At 48.1% G+C, this 25,907-nt stretch carries 24 protein-coding genes and 1 pseudogene; 6 read left to right on the top strand and 19 right to left on the bottom strand.

Annotation, left to right across the window (positions count from 1 at the left end; genetic code table 11):
* Positions 1 to 18: 18 nt before the first annotated feature.
* The 5 genes and pseudogenes from JNE38_RS03810 to tnpA form a co-directional block, all read right to left on the bottom strand.
* On the bottom strand, positions 19 to 1,104 hold the full coding sequence (locus JNE38_RS03810) for an ABC transporter ATP-binding protein (protein ID WP_203355315.1): 1,086 nt from the start codon (positions 1,102 to 1,104) through the stop codon (positions 19 to 21).
* A 28-nt stretch (positions 1,105 to 1,132) separates the two neighbouring features.
* Entirely contained in the window at positions 1,133 to 3,559 is a 2,427-nt protein-coding gene (locus JNE38_RS03805; RefSeq protein WP_203355314.1) for an ABC transporter permease, read from the bottom strand.
* A 278-nt stretch (positions 3,560 to 3,837) separates the two neighbouring features.
* Positions 3,838 to 4,239, bottom strand: a complete 402-nt coding sequence (locus tag JNE38_RS03800) for a MerR family transcriptional regulator (RefSeq protein WP_203355313.1) — start codon at positions 4,237 to 4,239, stop codon at positions 3,838 to 3,840.
* A 100-nt stretch (positions 4,240 to 4,339) separates the two neighbouring features.
* Positions 4,340 to 5,440 carry an IS200/IS605 family element RNA-guided endonuclease TnpB gene (gene tnpB, locus JNE38_RS03795; RefSeq protein ID WP_428993692.1) on the bottom strand — a complete coding sequence of 367 codons (1,101 nt, stop codon included), beginning with the start codon at positions 5,438 to 5,440 and terminating at the stop codon, positions 4,340 to 4,342.
* A pseudogene (gene tnpA / locus JNE38_RS03790) lies at positions 5,433 to 5,833 on the bottom strand (IS200/IS605 family transposase). The gene tnpB and the pseudogene tnpA overlap by 8 nt, the downstream one beginning before the upstream one ends.
* Before the next feature lie 254 nt (positions 5,834 to 6,087).
* On the opposite strand from tnpA, the gene JNE38_RS03785 reads away from it, so the two are divergent.
* Entirely contained in the window at positions 6,088 to 6,486 is a 399-nt protein-coding gene (locus tag JNE38_RS03785) for a carboxymuconolactone decarboxylase family protein (protein ID WP_203355312.1), read from the top strand.
* Between the two features lie 75 nt (positions 6,487 to 6,561).
* On the opposite strand, the gene JNE38_RS03780 is transcribed toward JNE38_RS03785, so the two are convergent.
* The 9 genes from JNE38_RS03780 to JNE38_RS03740 all read right to left on the bottom strand — a co-directional run bounded on the left by JNE38_RS03780 (position 6,562) and on the right by JNE38_RS03740 (position 14,646).
* Positions 6,562 to 6,996, bottom strand: a complete 435-nt coding sequence (locus tag JNE38_RS03780; protein ID WP_203355311.1) for a HEAT repeat domain-containing protein — start codon at positions 6,994 to 6,996, stop codon at positions 6,562 to 6,564.
* An 85-nt stretch (positions 6,997 to 7,081) separates the two neighbouring features.
* A complete protein-coding gene (locus JNE38_RS03775; protein WP_203355310.1) occupies positions 7,082 to 7,957 on the bottom strand; it encodes a radical SAM/SPASM domain-containing protein in 876 nt (291 codons plus the stop codon).
* 207 nt (positions 7,958 to 8,164) lie between these two features.
* Positions 8,165 to 8,833 carry a hypothetical protein gene (locus tag JNE38_RS03770; protein ID WP_203355309.1) on the bottom strand — a complete coding sequence of 223 codons (669 nt, stop codon included), beginning with the start codon at positions 8,831 to 8,833 and terminating at the stop codon, positions 8,165 to 8,167.
* A 15-nt stretch (positions 8,834 to 8,848) separates the two neighbouring features.
* Positions 8,849 to 9,622 carry a hypothetical protein gene (locus JNE38_RS03765; RefSeq protein ID WP_203355308.1) on the bottom strand — a complete coding sequence of 258 codons (774 nt, stop codon included), beginning with the start codon at positions 9,620 to 9,622 and terminating at the stop codon, positions 8,849 to 8,851.
* A 337-nt stretch (positions 9,623 to 9,959) separates the two neighbouring features.
* Positions 9,960 to 10,409 carry a YhcN/YlaJ family sporulation lipoprotein gene (locus tag JNE38_RS03760; protein WP_203355307.1) on the bottom strand — a complete coding sequence of 150 codons (450 nt, stop codon included), beginning with the start codon at positions 10,407 to 10,409 and terminating at the stop codon, positions 9,960 to 9,962.
* 179 nt (positions 10,410 to 10,588) lie between these two features.
* The gene (locus tag JNE38_RS03755; protein WP_203355306.1) at positions 10,589 to 11,137 is read right to left on the bottom strand and encodes an NADPH-dependent FMN reductase; all 549 of its coding nucleotides are present in this window, start codon (positions 11,135 to 11,137) and stop codon (positions 10,589 to 10,591) included.
* Positions 11,138 to 11,304: 167 nt separating this feature from the next.
* Positions 11,305 to 11,814: a tetratricopeptide repeat protein gene (locus tag JNE38_RS03750; RefSeq protein ID WP_203355305.1), complete on the bottom strand. Its 510-nt coding sequence runs from the start codon at positions 11,812 to 11,814 to the stop codon at positions 11,305 to 11,307.
* A 73-nt stretch (positions 11,815 to 11,887) separates the two neighbouring features.
* Positions 11,888 to 12,595, bottom strand: a complete 708-nt coding sequence (locus JNE38_RS03745) for a DNA alkylation repair protein (protein ID WP_203355304.1) — start codon at positions 12,593 to 12,595, stop codon at positions 11,888 to 11,890.
* 95 nt (positions 12,596 to 12,690) lie between these two features.
* On the bottom strand, positions 12,691 to 14,646 hold the full coding sequence (locus JNE38_RS03740; protein WP_203355303.1) for an elongation factor G: 1,956 nt from the start codon (positions 14,644 to 14,646) through the stop codon (positions 12,691 to 12,693).
* A gap of 624 nt (positions 14,647 to 15,270) precedes the next feature.
* On the opposite strand from JNE38_RS03740, the gene JNE38_RS03735 reads away from it, so the two are divergent.
* From JNE38_RS03735 to JNE38_RS03725, 3 genes are all read left to right on the top strand, one after another.
* On the top strand, positions 15,271 to 16,257 hold the full coding sequence (locus tag JNE38_RS03735; RefSeq protein ID WP_203355302.1) for a sigma-70 family RNA polymerase sigma factor: 987 nt from the start codon (positions 15,271 to 15,273) through the stop codon (positions 16,255 to 16,257).
* 133 nt (positions 16,258 to 16,390) lie between these two features.
* Positions 16,391 to 16,759 (top strand): VOC family protein, encoded by a 369-nt coding sequence (locus JNE38_RS03730; RefSeq protein WP_203355301.1) that lies wholly within the window; start codon positions 16,391 to 16,393, stop codon positions 16,757 to 16,759.
* A 71-nt stretch (positions 16,760 to 16,830) separates the two neighbouring features.
* The gene (locus JNE38_RS03725; protein WP_203355300.1) at positions 16,831 to 17,337 is read left to right on the top strand and encodes a DinB family protein; all 507 of its coding nucleotides are present in this window, start codon (positions 16,831 to 16,833) and stop codon (positions 17,335 to 17,337) included.
* A 166-nt stretch (positions 17,338 to 17,503) separates the two neighbouring features.
* Here the strand turns inward: JNE38_RS03725 and JNE38_RS03720 are convergent, their stop codons facing one another.
* Positions 17,504 to 17,833, bottom strand: coding sequence for a zinc-binding dehydrogenase (locus JNE38_RS03720; protein ID WP_203355299.1), 330 nt, complete (start codon positions 17,831 to 17,833; stop codon positions 17,504 to 17,506).
* 292 nt (positions 17,834 to 18,125) lie between these two features.
* Between JNE38_RS03720 and JNE38_RS03715 the strand changes: the two genes are divergently transcribed.
* Both JNE38_RS03715 and JNE38_RS03710 read left to right on the top strand, forming a co-directional pair.
* Entirely contained in the window at positions 18,126 to 19,988 is a 1,863-nt protein-coding gene (locus JNE38_RS03715; protein WP_203355298.1) for a hypothetical protein, read from the top strand.
* Positions 19,989 to 20,006: 18 nt separating this feature from the next.
* Positions 20,007 to 20,867 carry a hypothetical protein gene (locus JNE38_RS03710; protein WP_203355297.1) on the top strand — a complete coding sequence of 287 codons (861 nt, stop codon included), beginning with the start codon at positions 20,007 to 20,009 and terminating at the stop codon, positions 20,865 to 20,867.
* A 444-nt stretch (positions 20,868 to 21,311) separates the two neighbouring features.
* Here JNE38_RS03710 and JNE38_RS03705 read toward each other — a convergent pair whose 3' ends face one another.
* The 4 genes from JNE38_RS03705 to JNE38_RS03690 form a co-directional block, all read right to left on the bottom strand.
* Entirely contained in the window at positions 21,312 to 22,271 is a 960-nt protein-coding gene (locus tag JNE38_RS03705; RefSeq protein ID WP_203355296.1) for a DMT family transporter, read from the bottom strand.
* A gap of 12 nt (positions 22,272 to 22,283) precedes the next feature.
* Positions 22,284 to 22,964, bottom strand: a complete 681-nt coding sequence (locus tag JNE38_RS03700) for a GntR family transcriptional regulator (RefSeq protein WP_203355295.1) — start codon at positions 22,962 to 22,964, stop codon at positions 22,284 to 22,286.
* Between the two features lie 366 nt (positions 22,965 to 23,330).
* Positions 23,331 to 24,773 (bottom strand): 23S rRNA (uracil(1939)-C(5))-methyltransferase RlmD, encoded by a 1,443-nt coding sequence (gene rlmD, locus JNE38_RS03695; protein WP_203355294.1) that lies wholly within the window; start codon positions 24,771 to 24,773, stop codon positions 23,331 to 23,333.
* Positions 24,774 to 24,885: 112 nt separating this feature from the next.
* Positions 24,886 to 25,776: a diacylglycerol kinase gene (locus tag JNE38_RS03690; protein ID WP_203355293.1), complete on the bottom strand. Its 891-nt coding sequence runs from the start codon at positions 25,774 to 25,776 to the stop codon at positions 24,886 to 24,888.
* Positions 25,777 to 25,907 lie beyond the last annotated feature (131 nt).

The following is a 25,907-nucleotide window of genomic DNA, read 5'->3' as shown; positions in this document are numbered from 1 at the left end:
TCTCTCGGAAGATCTCTGCTATTTCATGACTGCCTGTTTCATTGTCGCGAGCTGTGCCAACCGCTCCCTCACCTCTTGGTTCATCTCTTCTACTGTCATGGTGGAGCGGTTTAACAGTCCACTGAGCTCTTCTTTCCCGAATGCTAGCAGCTCCATGTCCTCCCTCGCCCGGACCGAGGCCGTGCGCCGGCTCCCATGGATCAATGCGATTTCACCAAAGTATTGGCCTGGCTCTAAGCGGTTGACGACACGATCTTCCCCAAATCCTTGATGAATGAGCACGTCAGCTTCCCCAGAAACGATGATATACGCACGGTCAGCCTCGTCGCCTTCCTGGATGATCATAGATCCCGCCGGAACAAATACTCTCTCCAACCGCGAATGCAGATGGCCCAACTGCTCAGCATCGAGATGCGGAAAAGCCTGCATGACATATTCATTGACGATCTCCCCGTCTACGACGACGACTGTCCGTTGAACCTGATGGGCGAGATCATTATCGTGCGTGACCATGATGACCGTCTTGCCTCGCTCTACGAGATGGCGAAACAACGTGAAAACGGAATCAGCCGTTTTGGAATCGAGGCTTCCGGTCGGCTCATCCGCAACAATGATGGGTGGATCATTTGCCAAAGCACGGGCAATGGCGACTCGCTGCTGTTGTCCACCGGAGACTGCTGACGGCATTTTATGGGCATGTTCGGCCATTTGCACCTGTTCGAGAAGCCCCATAGCGCGTTGCAGGCGTTCCCGCGGGGCATACATCCCGCAAAAATCCATGGGCAGCATGACATTTTCCAGCAAAGACAAAGTCGGAAGCAATTGAAAAAATTGAAAGATCACGCCGATCTGTCTTCCTCGCCACGGAGCCAACTTTCTGGGAGGCAAGCTGTGCAAATCCGTATCGTTGACCCGAACCGATCCAGTAGTCGGCCTGTCAATCCCGGTGATCATGTTCAGGAGGGTCGATTTCCCGCTCCCTGACTTGCCGATGATCGCAACGAATTCTCCCGGCTGAATCGTCAGGTCAATGCCCTTCAAGACCGGATGCACACCGCTTTCGCTTTCATACGATTTGTGCACATTCTTCAGGATGACGCTCAATGAAACCCACTCCTAAAAGTTGCTCGAATTATTCGTACGCGAGTATTTCCTGCATGGGCAGCCGAATAGCGTTCCAGGCAGGGATGAGACTCGCGAGCGCGGAAAGCCCGACTGCAGTGCCCAACCAATAACCGACACCCGTCCACGAGTACACCAGATCGAGCGGAGCCTGATATAACGAGAGCCCTACGGATTGGCACAGCCAATAGGAGACGGGGACTGCCAAAAGGCAGCCGGCTCCCCAGCCTATGATGCCGAGAAGCACTCCTTCTGCCATGACGATTCCAGCAACCATCCCGTCCGTCGCACCGATCGAACGCAGAATGCCGAACTCCCGAGTCCGCTCCAGCACATTCAGGCTCATTGTTCCTGTCAACCCAAGCGAAGACACAAGCGTCAGCAAGACCGCCATAGCAGATAGGAAAACGACCACGATATTCATGCGAGCCTCCTGAATGCTGCGCATTTCCGTGGTGACTTCGGTGGACGTCACTTCGAAGCCTTCCTCTTTTAGCCGCTCTTTCAGCTCCCGCTGCGCAGCAGATTGGGAAGCGGAGTCATGCTCCCCCATTCTCAGGTGGATGAGAGATGCCTGCGAGTCGTCCCCGATCGCTCTCCCCATCCCTTCCTTGGTTATGTAGCTCACGACCTCGCCGATTGTCTTTCGCGCGAAGCCTTTAATGTGCCATTTCCGTTCTTTTTCACCTTCTATTTTCAGTACGATGGAATCCCCTACTTGCAGCTCTGGGAAATAGCGGAGCAGATACGAGTCCAATACGATCGAATCGTCTTCACCCGGACGCAGCCACTCCCCCGAAAGCAGCTGCGGATGAATGAATCCAGAGTCTGCCGGGAGCGAATGCACGGTCAGCTCGGCACTCTCGCTCCCATCCTCGTACAAACGATGCGCGCGGATAAGACCCCACTGCTCTGTCTGGACGGCGCCTGGCGCACTCATCGCAATGTCGGCGAGCTCTCTTTCAGCCTGAGGCTCTGCCGTCGTGACACGCACATCGTAATCCGCATATTGCAGAGTTTGATCGAGAGTGTTCATAAGGGATGCATGAACGCTAAAAACGGAGACGACCGTCGCTCCGCCCAAACCGAGCGTAACGAGAGTAAGCAGCAAACGTCCCTTTTTCCGAAAGGTATTGCGCAAGGAGAGCAACAGCGGGCGAGGAAGTCCCCGAATGTCTTCCATGAATCGGTCAAACCGGGAGTGGCGTCCGCGCTTTGCCCCCGCTCCTCCCAGCGCCTCTCTTACACTGATGCGCGTGCCCCGCCAGACAGGCAGATAGGCAGCTGCCAAGGGAAGGCCAATACCGATGGCCACCTGCATGGCCATCACTCCGAGCGACAAGCTGTACCCTTCGCTTGGGAAATTCAGCAAGTAGTTGGATTGGCCGGTCAATGCCCTCGCACCCACATAACCGATAGGCAGTCCGACAGCGAGTGCCAGGATCCCGTATATGCCTGCCTGTATCATATACAGGCGTATCAGGCTATTTGGCTCCGCTCCCAATACTTGCATCACACCGATCTGCCGCAGCTGACTGCCTAAAATGGCGAGCATCGTATTCACGACCAGGAAAGCTGCCGCAATGAGCGTCAATGCCCCTAAAGACTGTAGAATCGAGCCCATCGACATCACGATATCCGAAGCCCAGTGCTTTCCTGGCTCCGGTATCAAGGTCGACTTCACCTCGATCCCTCTGTCTCGCAGCAGCTCTCTCGACGAGGCTGCTACCGATTCCAGCAGCTTACGGTCTGTCCCCTCCCCTTGGACGCGCAGGACAATCATGTTGGTTCCAGCAGGCAATCCCAGATCCTCGAGGGAATTCATGGAAACAAAACCGGAGCCTACCCGGGATAAAGTGGCAGACTCCATTCCCGGATTTCTCACCGTGCCATCCACCGCGAGAGCATGAAGCTCGCTGTCCGGAGTCTCGATCCACACGCGGTCATGCACGTTTACCGCCAAGTATTGCGCAGCCAGATGCTCCAGGAGAAGCTGTCCATCTGCAGGTGGCCATTCGTTCACATCCTCTTCGGGAGTGATACGCCCCACCTGCGCCTGCGAAATATCGGGAAGCGCATATAAATCAAAATTTGTCCAAGCCTCTGCGTCAGGCTGGCCGCTGCCATCGTCCGTCACATTGATCCGCAAACGATAGTAGCTGAGAGCTTCCGCCTGTGAAAGATTCGGAATTTCCAAGAGTTCTTCCACCATATCTTCATCCGAAAACGGAGCGGTCATCAATGTAATTTGCGAAGGAGACACCGCATGCTGTGTATCTGCCATGGCACGGCTCAGGACGACCATGGCTTGTCCAACGACTCCGACGCCGGATACGCCGACGGCAATGGTCAGCACCACCAAGAGAGAGCGTCCCTTGTACATCCACAGGTCACGGAGTACTTTCGCGAGACGCGGGGAGAAATACCTTTCATTCATGGGAAAGAGATGCCTCCTGGTTGCAGATGCTGGTTCCGATGAGGATAAAGCTCGCGTCGATGAATTTTATTGCCGATTGCATATGTCATTCTCCTCATGAAAATACTGAAGGATAAGAAATATTCCCACTTTTCACATACGGAATCATATCATTGTTGGATCTAATTTTCTACCAAAAAAGGAGCCCCTAATAGGCTCCCTTCCCCCCTGCCAAATGTCTCACTCACCCAGACTGCCATTCATCCTGATTCGGGAGTAGACAGCGAAGCTTCCAACGCTCAATCTGTTTGATTTTGCGGTTGGCCACGGGAGACTTCTTCCTCCAGCGTTTGATAGTAATCGATTTTCTTCCTGATGCTCTCCAGATTTTCCTCCAGTGATTTCAGTTGCAGCTCAATCTGCACCTGGTGCGATTCTAGCATTTCCCTCCTCGCCGGTACGGTCGATATCCCTTTGCTCCTCAAATCCGAAAAACGCTTCATCTCCGCGATGGGCATGCCCGTTTCTCGCAAACGCATCAAAAAATCGACCCAGTCGAGATCAGACTTCGCATACTGGCGGTAGCCCTGCTCGTTTCGCGCCACTCCATCCAATAGTCCGATTTTTTCATAGTAACGCAGCGTGTGCACGGTCAGCCCTGTGATTTTGGCTGCTTCTTGAATACTGAATCGTTTGTCCATTTGACACTCCCCATGCCTAAAGTCAGGGGATTCTTGGGTAGTCACTCCTAACAGAGTGAAATATTCCAAGCTATCCCTGTGTGCCCCACAGTTTAGTTGGCTACGCCAACAATCGAAGTCCTTCTTGCTCAATATTGATGGCAGCGTTTTGGTCACGATCATGCTGTACGCCACAGTTCGGGCATATCCAACTACGCAAATTTAGATTTTTTACGTCCTTGTTACGGTATCCACAGTTTAGAGTCGAGCAGGGCTGACTGGAAGGGAATTGTTTTCCAACAATTGAGACCTTTCTGCCATACCATTCTGCCTTATACTCCAGCATCGTACGAAACATAGACCATGAAGCATCTGCAATGGATTTTGCTAACTTCTGGTTTTTGACCATATTTTCCACTTGTAAGTCTTCCAAACAGATTACTTGGTTTTCGTTGATCAGCTTGGTTGACAGCTTATGTAGGAAATCGTTGCGGGTATTTGCGATTTTTTCATAGAGCCGAGCTACTTTAATACGTGCTTTATTGCGGTTTTTACTACCTTTTTGTCTGCGAGATTGAATCCGTTGCCACTTCGCCAATTGTTTTTCAAACTTGCGATAGTATTTGGGATTCTCCACTTTCTCACCTGAAGAGAGAGTAGCGAAATCCTTAATACCAAGGTCAATTCCTACTGTCTGCTTAACTTCTGGTAGTGGCTGAATCTCTGTTTCACATAGAATAGCCACAAAGTATTTGCCTGAAAGATTACGTCTGATCGTAGCTGAAAGAATGCGCCCTTTCACTTCTCTGGACTTGGCGAATGCAACCCATCCAAGCTTAGGAAGTTTGATGCGATTCCCTTCTACTTTGATGTTCATTTTACATGTATAGGACTGTTTTGAATTCTTCTTGCTCTTGAATTTTGGGTAGCCTTTTTTCTCCTTAAAAAACTTTTTGTATGAGGAATCCAAATCTTTCAATGTGGATTGTAGAGCAGTAGAATCTACTTCTTTCAACCATTCAATCTCTTTTTTTAGTTGAGTTAGCATAGCAGAACAGTCGCTGTAATTCAGCGTTTTCATTTCTTGTTCGTAAGCGTCTTTTCGTTTCGCAAGAAAGTGATTGAATACAAAGCGAGTGCATCCGATTGTTTTGTTAATGAGTGTCGTTTGTTCTTTGTTTGGATATAAACGGAATTTGTACGCCTGTGCATATTCAATCACTCCTTTCCTTCTGAAACTCAATGTATTTCTTAATCACATCCAGTTGAACAGTTCCAACTGTGGCAACAAGTTTGTCCATAGCGAGGGAAGTCTGCTTTTGAGATGTCTAAAATCCATCCGCAACACTCTGAATGTATAGCCCTTCAAATGTTTTACAACTCGATGAATTCTGAATTGCGGATCACATTTGATGAGCAAATGAACATGATCAGGCATGATTTCCATTTCAACAATCTCAGCCAGTAATTCCATTGCCTTTTTAAGAAGCAACTCCTTTAATCGAATGTCTACAGGTTCTTTCAAAACCTTTTTACGATACTTTGGGCAAAAGACAACGTGATATTTACAGTTAAATACGATATTGTGGTTGCTTTCCACTGATCTATGGTTAATGATACAACTCTACGTTAGATGAAGGAAAGATATCTAACATATATACAAAAAAAGAACTATTTTTTGCTTGCTCTTAGCCCCCCTAAAGGGGGATACAGAGCAAAGTGCCTTATATCCCTATAGCTAAAGCAAGAGGTTTTACGGCACGAATGATAAGCGATTATACTCCAAGAAAAAAACCTTGCATTAGAGCGCACTCGAAACGATACCATTTATTCTCGAATGAATGATTACGCACTCCGGGAGGTTATCGCATGGCTGCAGAACGCTTTACACGAGGATGGGAAAAATTGATGGAAGTGGATGGGGAAGGAGGCCAGCGCGTCATTGAAAGTTTGCAAGACATTGCACCTGATCTGGGAAGGTACGTCGTTGAATTTGCCTTTGGCGATATCTATTCCAGAGAAGGTCTGGATCTGAAGCAGCGGCAGCTCGTGACGATCGCTTCCCTGACCACTCAAGGGGGATGCGAGCCTCAGCTCACCGTCCATATCAACGCCGCACTGAACGTGGGCCTCACTGCAAATGAAATCATCGAAGCGATCACGCATTGCATTCCTTACACAGGATTCCCGCGCGCCCTCAATGCCGTGTTTACGGCCAAGCGTGTTTTTGAAGAGCGAAACGTGATGCCGACCAAGGCTCCTGAATAAGCTGTCTCACAAAAAAAGGGTGGAAAGAGAACTTGCCTCTCTCCACCCTCTCCCCTTCCGTTTCCTTCCTGCTGCCTACAACGAGGCCCATGTGCTTTGGAGCCACTGCTCAAAGTCAGCCCCTTTTTCGCCCTCGTACGCATCGTAAATATCCGTCCGCATCTTTTGCAGCTTCTCTTTGAACTCTTCGAACGTGTGCCCTTTCGGCAGGCTCTTCTTGATTCTCACCAGGCTCTTCGTCGTTCCTTTGATCAGGTCGCCTTTTTTCTGCGGCGGCAAATGGACTGCTTCGCCAAACCCCTTGAGCTTATGATAGGCAGCCTGCTGTACCTGGTACACGGAATCGTTTTCCAAAATGCGTTTTAAAAGACCGATTGTCTGGGCGTCTTTCCACTTACCCAACTCTTCAACGGCTTCTAAACGTTCTCTCCAATTCGATGTTCGATTCGCTGATTTTTTCAATTCCTCATAATGAGGGGGAAACTCATTTTTCACTTCATTCGCATTCAAACGGCTCATTCTCCTTTGGTCTATCTTCCCTATCAGTATAGCCAATTACACAGCAGCAACGCCAACGGATACGCAAATCTCTTCCCTATGCCCCAAAACGCTGGCGATACCCGCATCTTCTGCAGAGCTCTTCGACAGCCTCCCTGCGTGAAAATCCATCCACGAGCTGGTTGGCTCGCTCGCCCTCTACGATGTCGGAAAAAGATGTCTCGTTGATGTTGCCCAGATTGATGACCCCTTCGCCATCCAGACAGCATGGAACCACCGTCCCGTTTTCAAGAATCGCTGCTTGTGTGCGAAGTCCGTGGCAAAAGCCTTTGCCGTCATCCTCAGGCGCTGTCAGACTCGGCCACTGGAATTCATAATCCTGGTTCAGATAGACGGTCTCGGAGATCCTCACTCCGCTGCCCGGCACAACCTTTTCTTCGATCCTATAGTCTAAGCCGAATTCTTTCTCGATGACTTCGAGTGTCTGGCGGTTTCTTTTCCTTTGCATGTTGGTGATGTTGTCCTGCGTCAAATTCCACAAACGGAAGGAAAAGATGACTTTATGCTGCTCCGCCTCCCGTACAAAGGACAAGATCTCCCGCAGATACCCTTCGCGGTCGGTGGAGCCCTCATGCCCATCGAAGCTGTGGAGAGAGAAATTCATTTGTCTCAGCGCCGGCTTGCCGAGCAATTTATGCCGGTTCTTGGCGATCAGCGTGCCGTTCGTCGTGATGTTGACCTTGAAGCCCTTCTCGTGGGCGATATCCAGCAGCACATCGATCTTGGGATGGAGAAGCGGCTCCCCTTTGACGTGCAAATAGATGTAATTGGTGTGCGGCTTGATCTCATCTAAACGTTTCGAAAAATCTTCCACCTGAATAAAGCTCTTCGCTCGCTCCGTCGGCGGGCAAAAGTGGCAGGCGAGATTGCAGACGCTGGTAATTTCTATATACACTTTTTTAAACGTTTTCAAGATTTTGTCCCCATTCCGGATGTCTCTGTTTGGAAGTCGATTGCTAGATCATATAGCTTTCATAGTAACATAGGAGGGGGTTGGGGGGTAACGGAGGTTTCTGGGCTTGGGGACTACTCCTGTGAGGAAAATGGTAGGTTCATTCTTAAGAAAACAAAAGTGGCCCTTTGCAGATGGATTGACCTGCATCGGGCTGTGTTACCTAATTTATTTTTTTCTAATAGCCTTGGCAGCATCAATCGCCCACCATGCTATACCTCTCTTTACAAAGTCACTCTCGCTCTCTAGACTATTTTCCTGAATGAAAGTATCAATTTTTTCACGGATCTGATACTGAAGCTTCTCAAATCCAACACTGTTACCGTTAATACCAAGCTCCTTGGCTGTATCCTCTAATTTCTTTCTGTCTGCAATTGATGTAACCAATTCAGGAAAAATCATGATCTCGAGCCGATGGACGTAAAAGAGTGGTTTTTTCCCAAATGAAAACGGGTATTTATCCAAATGCTCAATGAGCCCTACATCTGCTATTTTTTTTACCAATCTGAAGTCTAAAGATTCTTGTTGCCGAATAAAGAGCAGTTGACGAACTTTGTCTTGCGTATAGGCGTCTTTGAGAAACAGTTCGGTAAAGTTGGATTTATTCATCTTTGCAATACCTTCGGCAGAGACCGCATTCGCTTCCGGTGCTGTCCAATACTTATCAAAAGTAGTTTTGTTCGAAATTCCATCCCATTCTTGTATTTCATACTGTAATTGATGCAAGAATTTTGTTGCAGTCGATTCTATATGTTGGAATTCGGGCCGTTCCAAATCCTTCTTTAACATCTGATACGCCTGGAATAATAATAAATTATTATCGATATTCTTTGACATTAACTTTCCCCCGCTTTAATAAGATTTTAGCTTACTCAGCAGTTCCGTTATTGATGGACGAAGCCACATGATATCCTGTGGAATCGGTTTTCTATTCGTGACAAAATTCCAACCTGCCACGTTCGGATGATTTTCGGCAGACAGAAAGAAAACTTGTCGGATCGGATTGGCGAGAGAAGAGATGTTATTCACATACAACTCGATATACTCCTGTAGCAAGCTTCGATACGACAGAGTGAGTAATGACGCTGTGTCAGGCACGTTCTCCCCCATTAATTGCTTGACGTGAGAACCGTCGATACTGTTGACAAGGGAAGAGACGATAACGAATACATCCTTATTCGAAACCCCTCGTGACGCTGCCTGATGAACGACCTTTTCGATTTCCCCATAGAAATGGTCACCGCGATGAAACCCCAAATCGGCATAAAACCTTATGCAAGCTGTTGCTTCTTGGCCTTTGTAAACAAACAGCAATGGACCCTCATTCGTAACATCCATACCGTTTTCAGATAAAGCCCCTTGGAAAAAACTCCTGACTGCAGCCGTCACGTTATGGGATAGCCGCACTCCTGATTTGCGCTTTAGATTTTTTTCCTGCTTTAGTTCCTCTTCCTCCGCATAAACTTCTGCGATCTTCCGAAAGAACTCTGATTCAACTGAAAAACCAGCAGGCTGTTCAGCACCAACAGGAGCAGAGAATTTATTGCCACTGACTGCCTCAACAAGCTTCTCTAGAGCAACTGCCACGCGTTCCAGATTTAGGGAATCTTTATGGGACCAGGCCATGTAAGCTCCTCCTCGATTTTCGGATTTCTCATTTATCCAATATACAAAGATAATGAGCTAATGTAAATGGGCAACCAATATCCTTGATACATTTTGTCATTAATAAAAATAACGACACACGGTAAATGCGCCGGTGTCGTCTAGAAACGGGAACCCTTTGAGGCGTTGATCCCCGGCTACTATGAAAATCCTTTAAATCCACTACCACTGCGTACGTGGCTTTTGAATAGAATCAGTGTCTTTGTCGATGTCGTTCATCATGTCCTTAATTCGCTCCAAAGCTACTTTTGAACCCAAAAAGCCTCCCAGCCTTATGCGGCGGGAGGTTCTTCATTTTTTACCCCTTCATATCTTCCTCAATTTTTTTGAGCGTTTTCTTGTGTTTGCAGGCTTCCTCTTGCTTGTTCGACCAAGGAGTATCGCTCAGCTTTTGCAGCTCCATGATCAATTTCTTATCCGACGTTACGTGAATCTTGGCATTTGGAAAGCTGCTTTTTAATTTCTGCGCTACTTCTTTTTCAATGGATTTCAAGCGAAAGCGATTAAAGTTGCTCACTTGAATAGCGACATCCAGCTCATCGTCGATCCGGACGGCGACTACTTTATCGATGCCTTTTACCTGTTCTGTGATTGCCTTTGCTTTTTGTTCCGAATCAAAGTAACGAATCGGTGTCGGTTTGCACATCGGATCTTCTGCTGCGGATTGGGTCTTGGCCTGTTGGTTTGGTTTCGGATTGCAGCCTGCGATGAGTAGACACATGGACACGACAAGTAGTAGGGTACGCAAAATGGAAAAGCCTCCTATCGCGATAACATACGCATAGCTTTTCCTATCTCGCTGTTTCTATGTTCATCAAGTCTCGATGCAAAAACAGGGGAAAGGCTTGAGGTCCCTGGGCTTCCCCATTTTCCTCACTCCTTTCCCCACTGTCAGAGGGAGGCTGGCTCCCTCGCCATGTAAAGCACTTATCTCAACGTTTTCAGTGCACCGCTCCAAGCAATCACTTGATCCAGCATGGCATGGACGTTTGTCTGGTGAAGCCCCGCTGGCTTGAATACCGAAAAGTTCTCGAAATCGGTAAATAAGGATAAGGTAGGATGAGCTCGGACGTCTGCGACCAACAGCTCACCCAAAATCCCGCGAAGATGTTCTGCCGCTCTTGCTCCGCCTGTAGAGCCGTAGCTCACGATTCCGGCAGCTTTGTTGTTCCAAGGATCACGCGCCGAATCCAAGGCGTTTTTCAAAGCCCCTGTAATGCTGTGATTATATTCCTGTACGATAAATACGAATCCGTCCAGGCTTTCAACCTTCGCTTGCCACGCTGCAAGTCCCGGCTCTTGCCCCGTTCCTTCGCCAAAGAAAGGCAATTGGTATGCAGAAATATCAACCACTTCATACTCGGCATCCCCGCGACCATCCGCCAGCTTCTTGATCCAATCCCCAACCTGCGGGCTGACACGCCCCTGCCGAGTGCTTCCCAGAATAATGCCAATCTTCAAGTGTTGGTTAGCCATTACCTTACCTCCAGAAGTAAAGTTATTAACTCACTTTATGTTACTTAGGCTATGGCACTTTTAGAATGGCTCCTTAAAAATTCTTTATCCTCAGGAAGTATATATACGCCTGTTCACTCCTGCTCATTCCCAAAGGCTGCTTTATTTGCAGACTGCTTTCGTACAGATTAATCTGCAGTTTCATCAAGATGAGTGGCGTAATACATGAGGCCTCGCTTGAAATACTGAAGTTTCTCGTCCGATGTCGTCTCCAGCAAATTCGTTAAAACGATTTCCATCGCTTCCTTGTAGCACTCCGTGTTGTATAGGGACAACGCATGCAAGACCTGGATCGCCCTATTGTGAGGAAACTCTTTCACTCCTCGACGCAGCGTTTCCTCAGCCTGCAGATAGTGTCCTAAATACCGATACGTGCTGCCCAAGCCGAGCAAGCATCTCTCCAGGTCTGGTCCGGAAAGCCCTAATTCGAGGGCTCGAACATAATACGGAATGGCCTGCGCTCCCAATCCCGAATTGTCATGGGCCACTCCCGTCTGAAAGAGAATCTCCGCGTCATCGGGGTAAACAGCCGCCAATTCCAAAAGGAGCGATCTGGCTTCCTTCAGGATGGCTTCGTCTTGCTTGGCCCGTCCCTCCTCTCGCAGCTGAATCGCTTCTGGCAAACGATCTCTCAACATCGATTTTCGCTCCCCTTTGTCCCCTGTTTTTATCCCCTGCCACCGACTCCACAAGACTCGTATTCTTAGACGTTTAGCATCTTACATATTTTCGTTTGAAACCAAGCTGCTCTTTTTCTACCGCTTTTTGAATACTTTCGGAAGCGTGCAAGATGCTGCTTTTTTTCTTGTCCCGTTTCATTTCTACTGGGCCTACCGCCTTGGCGGTCTCGACCGCCTGATCATGGAGCGGCAGATAGGACACCCCGACGGTGTACATAAAAGTATTCATCGAAGATTTCGTGCGTTCGGGTGAATCGTGAATCGTCTTTTCCACAAGCTCCAGCATGCCAGCGATTTTGCTTTCGGCAAACTCAGCGTCCGGCCGACTTCCCAAAAGCCAGCAATAACAACTCCATCCCGCTGACATTCTGAGCTCTTCGCCACTTGCGATCCATTTATCGGCAACTTCTTGCGCCATATCGGTTTCCGCCAAGGTTACGGCAACCACGTAATCGGATAGCATATAAAAATAAGCTCCATCCATCCAACGCTCAAAATCCTCCTCGGTCATCGCTTTCGGATCTGCGATGATGCCAGCAAAGTACATGGCATCGTAGTTTCCTGTGGCGTATAGCTGCTCAGCCAAAGGTTGATTGATTTTGATTTGCTTGGCAATGGGCTTCATCGCGCCCGTCGCCACGCCAAAAAGCGGTTCGTGCGCTCCATTGGACATGTACATTTTCTTGAGTCGTTCCTTGCCGAGAGCTTCGAGCTCCTGCATGACCCATTCTGCATTCATGGTATGACACGACCTTCCTTCACTTTAATGGCTTTTATCACTGTTATTTTTATCTAAACGTAAGAGCAAGCATGATGCCGTTCCTGTGGCTCCGCTCAGAGCAGATGCATCTTGGCTTCCGCCTCGTCCCAAGGCACCGAATAGCCGGCCCCTTTGGCGCAGAAGATCGAAGAAGAGGTATAGAGAGGATCTGCGTCCTTTTGGTAGCCTTTCTTATCGATCACTTCCTCCGCATTATGGCAGCGGTCGTAGCCGCCAAACACGCAGCGGATGCTGCCTCGTCCATGCGTGAAGGAAGCGAATTCGGCGCTGTAGTTCATGAATGTCGCCACGGGCACCCTTCCCGTAATGACCGCATGGGTATCCGACATCTGCGGCGGCTCGAACGTGCCTGAGGCTCGCTGAATATCAGACAGCACCCTCCCCATCTCGTCCATTCCCACCTTGATTTTGACGTCATAATAGGGTTCCAGCAGGAGGTTATCCGCTTTCTCCAGTCCCTGCCGCAGCGCGCGGAAGGTGGCCTCACGAAAGTCGCCCCCATGGGTATGTTCGTTATGCGCACGGCCTCTTTGCAGAGTGATTTTCAAATCGGTGACCGGCATGCCTGTCAGCAGCCCATGATGCTCCCGTTCGTACAGATGAGACCGAATCAGGTTCTGGTAGTTAAAACTCAGGTCATCAGGATGACATAGGCTAGTGAAGTGGATCCCGCTGCCTCGCTCCCCCGGCTCCAGCAGGAGGTGCACTTCAGCATAATGCCTGAGCGGTTCAAAGTGTCCATAGCCGGTCACAGCAGACTGGATCGTTTCTTTATACAAGATTTCCGGCTGGCCGAAAGAGACTGCGAAACCGAAGCGCTCCTTCACTACCTGCTCCAGCACTTCTAGCTGGATCAGACCCATGACGCGAATGTGAATCTCTTGCAGACTCTCTTCCCAAACCACATTCAGAGACGGATCCTCCGCATTCAAAATGCGGAACGCACCAAGCACTTGCTGCACGTGAAGCGAATCGTCGAATTGCACTTTCGACTGCAGCGTCGGCTCAGTCTCGTAAGCAAACTTGTCTGTGTAATGCCCCACCCCTTGTCCAGCCTCGGCCTCAGACAAGCCGGCGACTGCGAACAAATCGCCGGCTGCCACTTGCTCAACCGCCTGCGATTTCCTTCCGTTGTACAATAAGATCTGGGTAATCTTCTCCTCGTATGGTAGTCCGCCGCTCTCATACCTGAGCAGCTCCCGGACCTTCAGCGTGCCGCTCACTGCTTTGATGAACGTTAGCCTCTGTCCGTTTGCGGCATGTCGAATTTTATAGATGCGGCCCCCGAACGGAGCCGTTTCTTCATAAGAGGATGTCGTCAACAGGTGCAGTTGATCCAGGAATTCATCAACGCCCTCATCCTGCAGCGCCGATCCGTAGGTGCAGGGGAAGAGACGGCCCTCTCGTGTCATCTCCCGCAAGGCGCCCAGCCAAAAAGCTTGATCATCCTTCTCCTCCAGGAACGCTTCGAGCAAAGACTCGTCCCGCTCCGCCATCATCTCCCGCAACCCCTCACCGACGATACCGTTGACAAAGTGGTCCTTGATCGAACAGACATCACCTGTCAAATGACGGCGTATCTCCTCCTCTGTTCGCTTTGCATCCGCGCCGATCCGATCCGTTTTGTTAAGGAAGAAGAACGTCGGAATCCGATGCTTGCGCAGCAGCTGCCAAACTGTCTCGGTATGCCCTTGGACGCCTTCTACCGCACTGACAATCACAATCGCGTAATCCATGACCCCTATCGCTCGTTCCATCTCGGAGGAAAAATCGACGTGTCCAGGCGTGTCGATCAAATAATAAACGTCGCCCTTATAGTGCATAACCGCCTGATCGGCGAACACGGTGATCCCCCTTGTCCGCTCGATGTCATGGCTGTCCAGAAAAGCATCTTGATGATCTACCCTGCCTCGCGATCGGATGCTGTTCGTATGGTATAGCAGCTGTTCTGCGAAAGTCGTCTTGCCCGCATCCACGTGGGCAAACAAGCCGATCGTTAGGCGCTTCATGTTATCCCTCTTCCGTAGCTACTCGACTACATTTTCTTTTCTCATTAAAACATAAGACTTGTGGGCAAGAATAGGGTTGCTAGGCGGAGGAATGTTTGATGAGGGCTACCGATAAAGTCCTAAAAAAGCATAAAGTCCGCTATCATTCTTTCACGGTGCTTCTCCGGGATTTTTAGGGAGGTGTTTGGCAGATCTCCTTGTTTTCAATCGTTGGAACGAATCATAGGGGTTTTTCACTATCAACATGGATATAACATCTATTATTCTTTCGTGATTTATTTATTAATCTTGAGTCTTTGGGTGCCATTTTACAGGGTTATTAAGACATACGGTGAGAAGCAATTTTATATCGCCTATTTTTAAGTTAATGTGGTTGTCATGGGGAATTTAGCAAACTTAGCAGGAGCACGGAATATTTCTCTTGAAACCCTTGAACGTATTATAATAGCCTTGTATACGAAACCTTCAGAATTCTTTGGTTTTACTGAGAGAAGTAAAATTTTTTAAAAAAGAGAATCCGATTCAGCTTGTAGAATCGGGTTTTATCACCTGAGAATATTACGCTATCTGAGCAGGATATGGTGTAAACGCTTTGGAAATTCCATTGTCGATAATGGAGGTAATATGATCGAAAAGCCTGTAGAGCTAGAGTTGGTCGAGGAGTTTAGGAAGGAGTTAACTTCATACTGTTACCGAATGTTAGGGTCCATTTTCGATGCTGACGACGCTGTTCAGGACACGCTTATTCGTGTCTGGCAAGGTTGGGACCAATTTAGGCAAGACTCCTCGCCCAGATCCTGGATGTACCGTATTGCTACAAACGTGTGTCTAGATAAGCTAAGGTATGCAAAGCGCCGTGCACTTCCAATGGACCTGTCTGGTCCCTCCATTTCGATTGTGGAACCTCGAACGGTTTTACCCCATACATCTTGGATTTGGCCGGTTCCTGATACTGCATGCGATCCAGTGGATCTTCTCGTTCGGAAGGACACCCTGCGATTGTCCTTTATTGCTCTGCTGCAATCCTTACCACCTCGCCAGCGCGCGGTGCTCATCCTCCATGATGTCTTCCGATGGTCGGCTAAAGAAACTGCGGAAGCACTGGGGATGACCTCGGCAGCCGTCAATAGTGCTTTACAAAGAGCGCGGGCGACGATGTCTCGTGTGAATCTTCGGTCGGATGAGCTTCGGGATATGGACGACGAAGCAGACCACCAGCTACTCTCCCGTTACGTGGAAGCTTTTGAACAATACGATATCGATGCTCTAATGGAGTTATTTCACGAGAACGGCAGCTTGTCGATGCCTCCATTCGTTATGTGGGTTCGCGACCGTGCCAACCTCGCTTCCTTCTATGAAGCAACACGAAGCCATTGTTTTGGTTCCCGGCTCCTTCCGGTCAGCGTCAACAGTAAAAATCCTGCCTATGCACAATATGCACCTACTGAACCCGATGGGACGTTGAGACCGTGGGGCCTACATGTGCTAGAGATTAAAGATGGAAAAATCGCTCACATCCACACATTCATCGATGCTGCCCTGTATTCACGGTTTGGTCTTCCCACACAGTTAAACGCGAGGACATCCACCGGCAGGCAACCTGAAGTTTAAATTCAACCGGTCGGTCTCGAACTAGCAGATACCGTGTTCTTTTTGGGACACACCGATGATTTTGGAACCGCTTATTCGTCTATATATGTGAATAGCGAAAGGCTTTCAAACTATAGTCGACGGAGGTTTGAGGATGCTGCAACGTTTGTTTATTTGGGTTGAGATTCCAGCAGAGAATTTGAAACGGGCTAAAATTTTTTACGAGCAGATTTTTCAGTGTGAATTGCAAGTGGTTCCGATGTATGATTCCGAATACGCATTTTTCCCGGTTCAAGAGCAGTTTAATGGCGGGGCTTTAGTACAGGGACCGAATCACAAACCATCTGCAGAGGGTCTCACTGTATACCTGGATGGAAGCCCAGACATGGCAACCATTCTATCCCGAGTACATGAAGCTGGTGGAAAAGTCATTATGGAGAAGACATATGCTGGGGAAAACGCAGGATACTTAGGCATGTTTATTGACAGCGAAGGCAATCGCATCGGGCTACAGCATTTGTAAGTGGGTGACTTTTGTAGCTTGCATCCAAATGGTATTGCAAAACCCATTTGAACACGAGGAGGCTGAGAAGAATGTATCGTACAATCGAAGAATTTATGAGGAACTGGAACCATGAAGCAAACTCGACACAAAAAGTCATGGATGTGCTGACAGATGCTTCATTAAACCAAGAGGTAGTTCAAGGTCATAGAACACTGGGCGAACTAGCTTGGCATATCATTACTTCTTTGCACGATATGATGTCTAAAACCGGATTAATATTCGATGCAGTGGGGAGTCATGGGAGCCAGGTTCCCGCTTCTGCAAAGGAATTCGGTAATAGCTTTCGTCAGTCAAGCGAATCCATGATTGCCGCAATAAAACAGCAATGGACAGACGAGTCATTAAAAGAAATAAACGTTATACATGGAGAAAATTGGCCGAATGGACTAACACTTTTCATCTTAAATTGCCATCTCATTCACCACCGCGGACAAATGACGGTTCTCATGCGTCAAGCAGGTTTGAAAGTACCTGGTGTATATGGACCTTCACAGGAAGAATGGGCAGAGTATGGCCTGCTAAAACAGACTGACTAATCGATCGAAGGGCTTGTTAGTTGAACCACGCTTGCTTTTGCGAGAACCGGACTTCCTTGTAGGTCCGGTTTTTTCATGCAACACATTTGACATATAATTTTCCCAAACAGATAACTGTTTAGGCTAACCAGCCCAGTATCCTCGTAAAGCAAATCATCCAATGATTTCACTCATTAACTAGCACAATCTTACCTCGAACTCTTCCTGTTTGACTGGATAAATGTGCTTTTTGTGCACCTTCGACTGTTAATGGGTACATTTCTGTCAAAAATGGCCTTATTTTTCTTGCTTCCACCAATTCTCGAATATGGTTCATGTTTTTTCCGTCTGGTCGCGTAAACACAAACATTACGGACAAGTCCTTTTCTTTTTCCATAGCATCTGCGTAATCAGGCCACTTTGCATCACGCTCGCTGATAATCGTTGCCACTTTTCCTTTCCGTTCCATGAAATTCAAAGCTTCCCCGTAAGACTCTCCTCCAAGGGTGTCCAGCATGAAAGTAAACTTCGTTGCCGTATGAAGTACTCCCAAATCATAAGCGAGAGCCTCTCATTTTTAGGTAACGAAATAAATACTATGGGAATTAATGAGATGTATGATAATAAAGTTACCCATTTTTCCAAAACAACTTTGCGTATTATTAACTTAAAATACAAAAGAAGGAAAAATATGCATCTAGTAGAAATTACAGGTGTTCGAATTCTCTCTTAGATAGGAGGGTGATGCGATAGAATAAAACCAAAATACGATTGACCTTCTACCTATCAAAAACAGGGAGGAATTCAACGTGTTGCCTGTTAAGGTTCCTATCCATCTTCAAGCGCTTCCGATCATCGTTTCCATTTCAACCAATGATTCCGTCGGGTATGCTCGGGACTTCATGAAACTTTGGCATGAAACTACCTTGAGCGAGCTTACCCCGGAAATAGTAGAATGGTGCACCAAGTATGTTCCATTACTCAATATCCCATTCTCTCTCCAAGGTTCCGCTCAAGTATTGTCAAAGTATGAACCTGATGTCCAGAAAAACCTGCTCCGATTGGAAGAACAATTGAAATTGCTTTTAGATTCCACCATTCCCCTACTTCCATCCGAAACATTCCAATCTTCAAAAATAGCCATGGTAAGCGAAGCTTACGACAATATCTCTCCAGGCACTATCGTTTATATCCGTGATACTAACCAAGCTGTTGTTATGTTCGTGTTGAAGCATGTCAAAGTTCATGTAAATAGCGGCACCCCCCGATTATTTTTCCCCGAAGCGAAAAATGATTTAACCGCTGAGCTTGACGAGACCATCTATGCCGCAAGTGGTTCTGACATCATCAAAGTAGGTGAACAGATAACATCCACATTGGCATGGGTACTACCGATGCCTTGGGGGCCGGTCATAGACGGCAGTATCACAGCCTTTGATTTTCTATTCCCTTCTGAGAACTCGAAATCCGATGCGATCAAACAGATGATTGATATCGCAGTTAAACGACTTGAGGACTTCATGGTCCAAGAGGAAATCAACAAGTCGGTTGAAATGCTGAAACGATTTACAGATTGGCTTCAGGCCAATTTGATTGCATTATCTGAGCTTAAACTCATGAAAAACGGGGACAGTTATGTGGACCCATTGAAAAAACTTCTTGATGATCTGCAAAAAGTGGTGAGTCCGGCGGGTGAGAACTTACATGACGCCGTGTATAGCTTGGAAGATCACTTGGATAAAGACGGAGTCTTTGATCTGTATGTCAGCGCGATTGGTCTTTACTTGCTAGCCCGCAAAATGATTCTTCTGTTTGAAGCACAGCTTGCTTCCCATTATGACCAGCATGATGACGCTAGGTTTGTAAAATACCAATCCCTTTGGTTATTTGACTTCGCATTGCTGGAAAGTCAGATTGCCGGTGGGAAACTCCCCGACGGAGGCTCTATCATGGGATTTATCCAGAGAGTCGAGTCCTACACGGAGAAAACGTTAGCCGATAGACTTGCCCAAATCACGGAGGTTTACCGGTACAACAACAGGCATCAGGAATGCAGCGGATATGGGGGAACCATCGCTCAATGCCATTGGGTAGACAATTGGGGTTGGACATTTAAAGATAACTTGAAGCGTGATAGCGATCTCACCCATTTTGTCCCAGACACCCAAGAAGGAGGCGACTGCTGCAGCGGGTCCCACACGGTCGAGCATAAAGACCGAGCAAATGCAAACCGACAAAAGCTCATTGACGATATTCGAAAAGAGTATTCCAGCAAATTCGAGAAGGGGCTGAAAGTCGCCAGAGCTTGGAAGGGAATATTGGATGGATGGAAATCCCAACAACCGCCACAGCCCCCGACCAAAGCTCCAAAAATTGCGGAGGAAGGATGGAGCGGAACGACAGGAACCGAACCGTGGATTGACGGAGCAAGACTCAGTTATGCTATAGCGTTTGTCAATAACAAGGGACCTTCAGGAATTGGGCCATGGACCGATCCAGTAACCCTCGAAGGAAAAGCGCATCCCACATTGATCGATATCCCTCAAGACCCGCTGAAATTGGCTGATCGCTATCGCGTTTACAGGCGGATCGAAAAACCATCCGGCGAGTCCATCATTCAATGCGTCGCCATTCCAAAAGTCAGTGAAACGACATGGAAAGATAATCGTTGAGAAGGAGGTCACCTTAACATGCCGCAGGAGAAAGATAAAGAAAAAGAGCTATCGGATGTCCCTGGTGAAGAAGAGCAACGAAAAGAGGAGTTAGAACAATCAGAAGAAGAACTTCGAGAGAATGAGGAGTCTTTTGCCAGCAAAAATAAGGAAGCAGCAACTGATCTTAGAAAATCGCTAGAAGAAATTGAGCTCCAGGATTTTGGTGACCCCTCCGCGCTGGACGCTGTTCAGAGCGGATCCAGCTCCTCATCCTCGATCGGATATTCTGGTGAAGAGCCCAATTCCGAATTGAATCAATTGGATCAACATAACGAAGAAGCCCATCATGCCATACAAGCAAACTCCACTCCGAAAAAAAAGTCATGGAACTGGGAAAAATGGACGGCAATCGGCGGGTTTGCGACAGCAGTATTTACGGCAACGACCCTCATTCCCGCTTCCGTAGCATTTATTTACACCGTAATACGCGATGCCATGAACGATGAGGAGGTAGGACCTCCCCAATTGCCTTCCGACGTTTATGAAAAAATAAGAAAAATGGTTCGTCAATGGATAAACGAACCAGACGCACAGTATTGGAACGATCTGGCCAATTACGTGGAAAAAGGGAACCCTCCCCTGACAATTGCCGATCAAATCCTGTTTATGGATTATACGATCGACCTTTTTCCCGGCGACGAATGGATATGGGACAGTCGTCAAGACGTCGTTGATTATGTAAATCAATTAATCTCCGTCTATAACGCCAATGCTAACAAAACTAGCGCGATGTATCGCGAACTTACGACTTGGACGTATCAGGGTCGTCCATTTACCCGTCCGGTAGCAGCGACATTGCTTCGATACGCGCTGACAAAAATTTACGTCAATCATTGATGCCGTACAACCCCTTTTGAGCTGAGGTTCGTGTGGTTCAATATAAACATCAGCCAGTCTAAGACTTTATTTTGAAGTCTTTGATAGCTATAGGGTTTCTAATAGAAAAAGCGCCGATCTGAATCGACGCTTTTTCCTTTTTGCTCTTTTAAGTCATTTCTTCAAATCACGTTGTTGTCATGTTCATTCATAGCAGCCATCCAAATCGTAACAAACTCTGCAACATGCTTGCCTCCATTGCTTCAACCAATTGACGTGCTCTATTAAATGCGAAAGCATCCTTGGAAATAGAAGGCCTGTTTTTATCCCTGCAGGAAGAACGTATATTGATCGTGCAGAAGGGAAATTATCGAAGAGCATTCTAAGCATTGTTACCCCGGTAGCCAGTGAGGCAGTTTCCACTAACAATAGTAAAAAAAGCACCCCTTGAGGGTGCCTTTTTTGTTATGTATCAATTGCTTTTCCTTTATCATGCAGCTTCAACGTGGCATCCTTCGCACGCCTGTTTACAAACCAAACCCCCACAATCATTATGACCGACCCGGCGAGCTGTGCAATCGTGAGTGTTTCGTGCAATAGCGTGGTGGACAAAAATAAACCGATAACCGGAACGCAATACATAAACGCAGAAGCTCTTGCCGCTCCAATCATTTTGACCCCCATATAATAAAACCAGTTCGCGAGTGCGGTCGAAAAAATGCCCAAATATAATTGAATCATCCAAAAACGATAATCAAAACTTCCCCAGTCGATAGAGGATAAATCCTTCAAGGCGAATAAAAATAAAATCACTGTACCTGTCAGCATGGCATATGCCGTTACAAGAAGCGGTGAAAATTGTTTCAGCACCTTGTTCCCTAGCATCGTATATAACCCCCAACAGCAGGCGGAGAGTAGAAACAGCAGATCGCCAAGAAAACGCTGCGTGACCAGCTTCCCGTCATTATGCACACCCGCAAAAAACAATATGCCGCCAGCCAGACAAATTCCGAGACCAAGGTACTGTTTCCGGCTCATTTTATCTTTTAAGAAAAACACGGCAAGCAAAGCAGTGACGATCGGGCTGGAGGTAGGAATCATCACGCTACCGTCGGATGAATAAGAAAACGAAAGCCCCCAAAAAAATAACAGATTGTAAAGCGCGACGCCGATTAAACCAAGAAGCGCGATGCGTGGCAAGTGGGTTTTAGGAATGGTTTTTTCTTTTTTGCCCTTGGTTATGAACAAGATAAGCGTAAACATAAAGAGAGTCGCAAATCCGAACCTAAGCAACGCCGCAACGGTAGGAGGTACCATTCCTACAGATATTTTGGAACCGACAAAAGCACTCCCCCAAAAAAGCATGGTGATAACCAATAAGCCGTAATAGAAAAGTTGATTGTTCCTCAAGCGAGTCCCGAACACAGCAGTCCCTCCCTAGGATAATTGGCCATGAATATAATTGGAAACAGTTTCCATTCCGCGTAACCAGTTTTGTTCCAGAAGCAAGGCAGCTTTCGTCTCATCTCGCGTTTTTAAAGCCTCAATGATTTGCTGATGCTCTTTGTAAGATTCCATTGCAGGGAGCATGGAGGGAGTAAAATAGATATACTTAAACCTTTTCATATGCAGGTGAAGTACGGCTGTAAACTCAGTGATGTATTTGTTATTCGCTTTAGCGACGATCATGGAATGAAATTGTTCATCTAAATCAATCGCCATATTTTTATCGTTTGCCTGAATGGCCTGGAGAAACTGTTCATTTATTTCAGTAAGCTGGTGAATAAGCTCATCATCCGCTTTTTTTGTTGCCATTTTGCTTGCTAATGCTTCTAATCCTGCAAGGGTAGGAAATAAATCGGATAATTCATCCGGCTGGAGTGCCGTTACCCTTGTATCCTTTCCGTGGCTGATCTCAACAAAGCCTAAGGTTTGGAGGTTTTGCAGTGCTTCTCGAATTGGAGTTCTGCTAACGCCTAATAATTCGACTAATTCTTTATCCAAAATTTTTTCCCCTGGTTTTAGGGTTCCGTCTATAATCCAATTTTGAAGCATATGCAGCACTCTGTTCTTGGTTGAAGCTTTTTCTACCTTTGCGATGTCTTTGGGGATTGGCAAAACAATCGCTCCTTTTTTGGAAAGATATGAGATATATCTCATATGAAATATTTTACTCCGTTATCTACGTTCGTCAATTAGTTTTCAAGCATTCATTTTCAAATGATTAAATATCCTTGAACATGCAAAACAGTTATCTCAGAATTCGTCCTCTGCGATAACTGTTTTTTAGTTTGCCGTATCAACTTTTACCATCTACCACGTTGCTAATAACTCCGCACAACTTCTTCAATCCATCCCGCAAATTGTTTTCATCCACAGATGAAAAACTGATGTCTTACGATTCAACCCTATTATTCTCGAGCTTCTGTTTCACGATTCCATTCCATCTACGCTACTCCTCAAACCCGCTCCACCACTGCAATCTCAGCGATCCATATCCTTCCTCACCAACAGCGCCACACTCTCAACGTGCCCCGTATGCGGAAACATATCCACCGGCTGCACTTCCCGCACCTCATACGACTCCGCCAGCACCTTCAAATCCCTCGCCAGCGTTGACGGATTACAAGAAACATACACGACCTTCTGCGGCTGCATCTCCAAAATGGTTGTGAGCAGGGCCTCGTCGCAGCCTTTTCTCGGCGGGTCGACCACGATGACATCGGGGCGAATCCCTTGCTCTTTCCACGCTGGAATGACCACCTCAGCCGGTCCAGTCTCAAACGTTGCGTTCTTCACGCCGTTCAGCTCGGCATTGCGGTTCGCATCCGCGATGGCTTCCGGAACGATCTCCACGCCGTATACGTGCTTGGACTTCTGCGCCAGAAACAACGAGATAGTCCCGATGCCGCAGTACGCGTCGATGACGGTCTCCGTACCGGTTGCCCCTACGTACTCCAGCGTCTTGTTGTACAAGACTTCTGTCTGCGCTGGGTTCACCTGATAGAACGAACGCGCGGAGATGGCAAATTTGATCGGGCCGATATAATCATAGATCACGTCACTTCCCCAGAGGGTTACGGTCTTTTTGCCAAAGATGACGTTGGTCTTGTCCGGATTGACGTTCTGGACTATGCTGGTCACGCCCGTCACTTGGGTCCGGATCGCGTCTACCAGCTCGTCCATGCGCGGAATGGTCTCCTCTGTCGTCACCAGGACGACCATGAGTTCTCCGGTCTTCACAGCGATCTTGGCTACGACGTGACGCAAAAGGCCGGTGTGTCGCACTTCATCGTAGGGCTGGATGCTCAAACTCGCGGCTATCCGCTTCACTGCAGACACGGCCTCGTCATTCGCCTGATGCTGGATCAGGCACTCGTCCATGTCGATGATCGAGTGGGATTTCTCCGCGTAAAAGCCGCCGACCAACGCTCCGTTCTCTTCGCCTATGGGAACCTGCGCCTTGTTGCGGTAGCGCCAAGGCTCGCTCATGCCGAGTGTCGGATGAACGGGGATCGCGCCTTCTCCCTCCACGGGAAAGCCGCCGATACGGCGCAGGTTGTCCCGGACGATCTGCTGCTTGTGGCGCAGCTGCTCCTCGTAGGCGAGGTGCTGCAGCGAACAGCCGCCGCAACGGTCGTAGACAGGACAGGGCGGCATCGAACGGAAGGTGCTCGCTTCCACGACGCTTGCCAGCTTGGCAAAACCGAAGTTCTTCTTCACATGATCGACGCGGGCCTGTACTTTTTCTCCTGCCAGTGCTCCATCGACAAAAAGCGTATATCCTTCAATCCGGCCAACGCCGGCTCCTTCGTGATTCAGTCCGGTAATCTCCACTTCCACGGTTTGTCCGACACGGACGGGCACATTGAGCTCCGCCTTTGCTGCCGGCTGCGGTCCGCGCCGCTTCTTTGTTGTCTTGGCCACAGTTTCTTTGCTCCTTTGCAAGGCAGCTCTCTGCCTCATTCCTCGTTTGGGCAAACGTTAGGGATGCGTCATCGGCATCCCCTCAGTAGTTGTTATTCATTTTACTATCTTCCTACGGCACGAACAACTCGATATGACCTGGCAAAGCCTCCACCACGCAAGGCAGCTGTCCTCCAAGCTCCCCGTCCAGATTGAGCTGCACATTCTCGCCTCCCGGGGAGGTCGCCTTGATGTAATCGGCTTGGAAATAGAGGATGTTCGGGTCCTTCAGATGCTCGCCGCGCACTGCTTGCGTCGCCAAGCGGATAAACTCTGCGATATTCGTCTTCTTTACCACGATGACGTCCAGCTTGCCGTCTGACAGATCGGCGTCAGGTGCCAGCTTGTCGAAGCCGCCGACCGAATGGCTATTGGCGATGAGAAAGATCATGATCTCCTCGTCCAATAGCACCTCTTTGCGGCTTTCTAGGCGGACGCGAATCGGGTGCAGCGAAGGTAGTTTTTCCAGTCCTTTGACGTAGTACGCCATCTGTCCGATCATCGTCTTCAGCTTGCTCGGGACCTCGTATGTCAGATTCGTCAGTGAGCCGCCACCGGCGATATTGATAAAGTAACGGTTGTTGATCTTGCCGATGTCGATTTTCTTTTTCTTCCCTTTGGTGATGATCTCGCAGGCTCGGCTGATTGATTTCGGAATGCCGACTGCCCGGGCGAGGTCATTGCTCGTTCCGCATGGGATTATTCCTAAGGTCGGGCGTGCTTTTTGCTCCGCCATCCCATTTACCACTTCATAGATCGTTCCATCTCCGCCAGCGGCGATGATGAGGTCATACCCGCGGGCAACGGCACGAGCCGCTTCCTCGGTCGCATCATCTTCTCCTCTTGTCGCATGGCATGATGTTTCGTATCCGGCCGACTCCATCAAATCGAGAATATCCGGCAATCGCCGCCGCACGATCTCCCGGCCGGAGCTCGGATTGTAGATTAATCTGGCTCGTTTCAAGGCAGATCCCTTCTTCCTTCCCTCGCTCACGGATTTTATCGCTTCTGTACCCATCATATCCTGTATAGCCATTTTTGGGAATCGCTATGCTGTCTTGGGCATGTTAAGATAGAAAAAGATGGCAAAAAAAT

This window comes from Brevibacillus choshinensis, from assembly GCF_016811915.1.
Classification (GTDB): domain Bacteria; phylum Bacillota; class Bacilli; order Brevibacillales; family Brevibacillaceae; genus Brevibacillus; species Brevibacillus choshinensis_A.
This window is presented reverse-complemented; position numbering and strand designations above follow the sequence as displayed.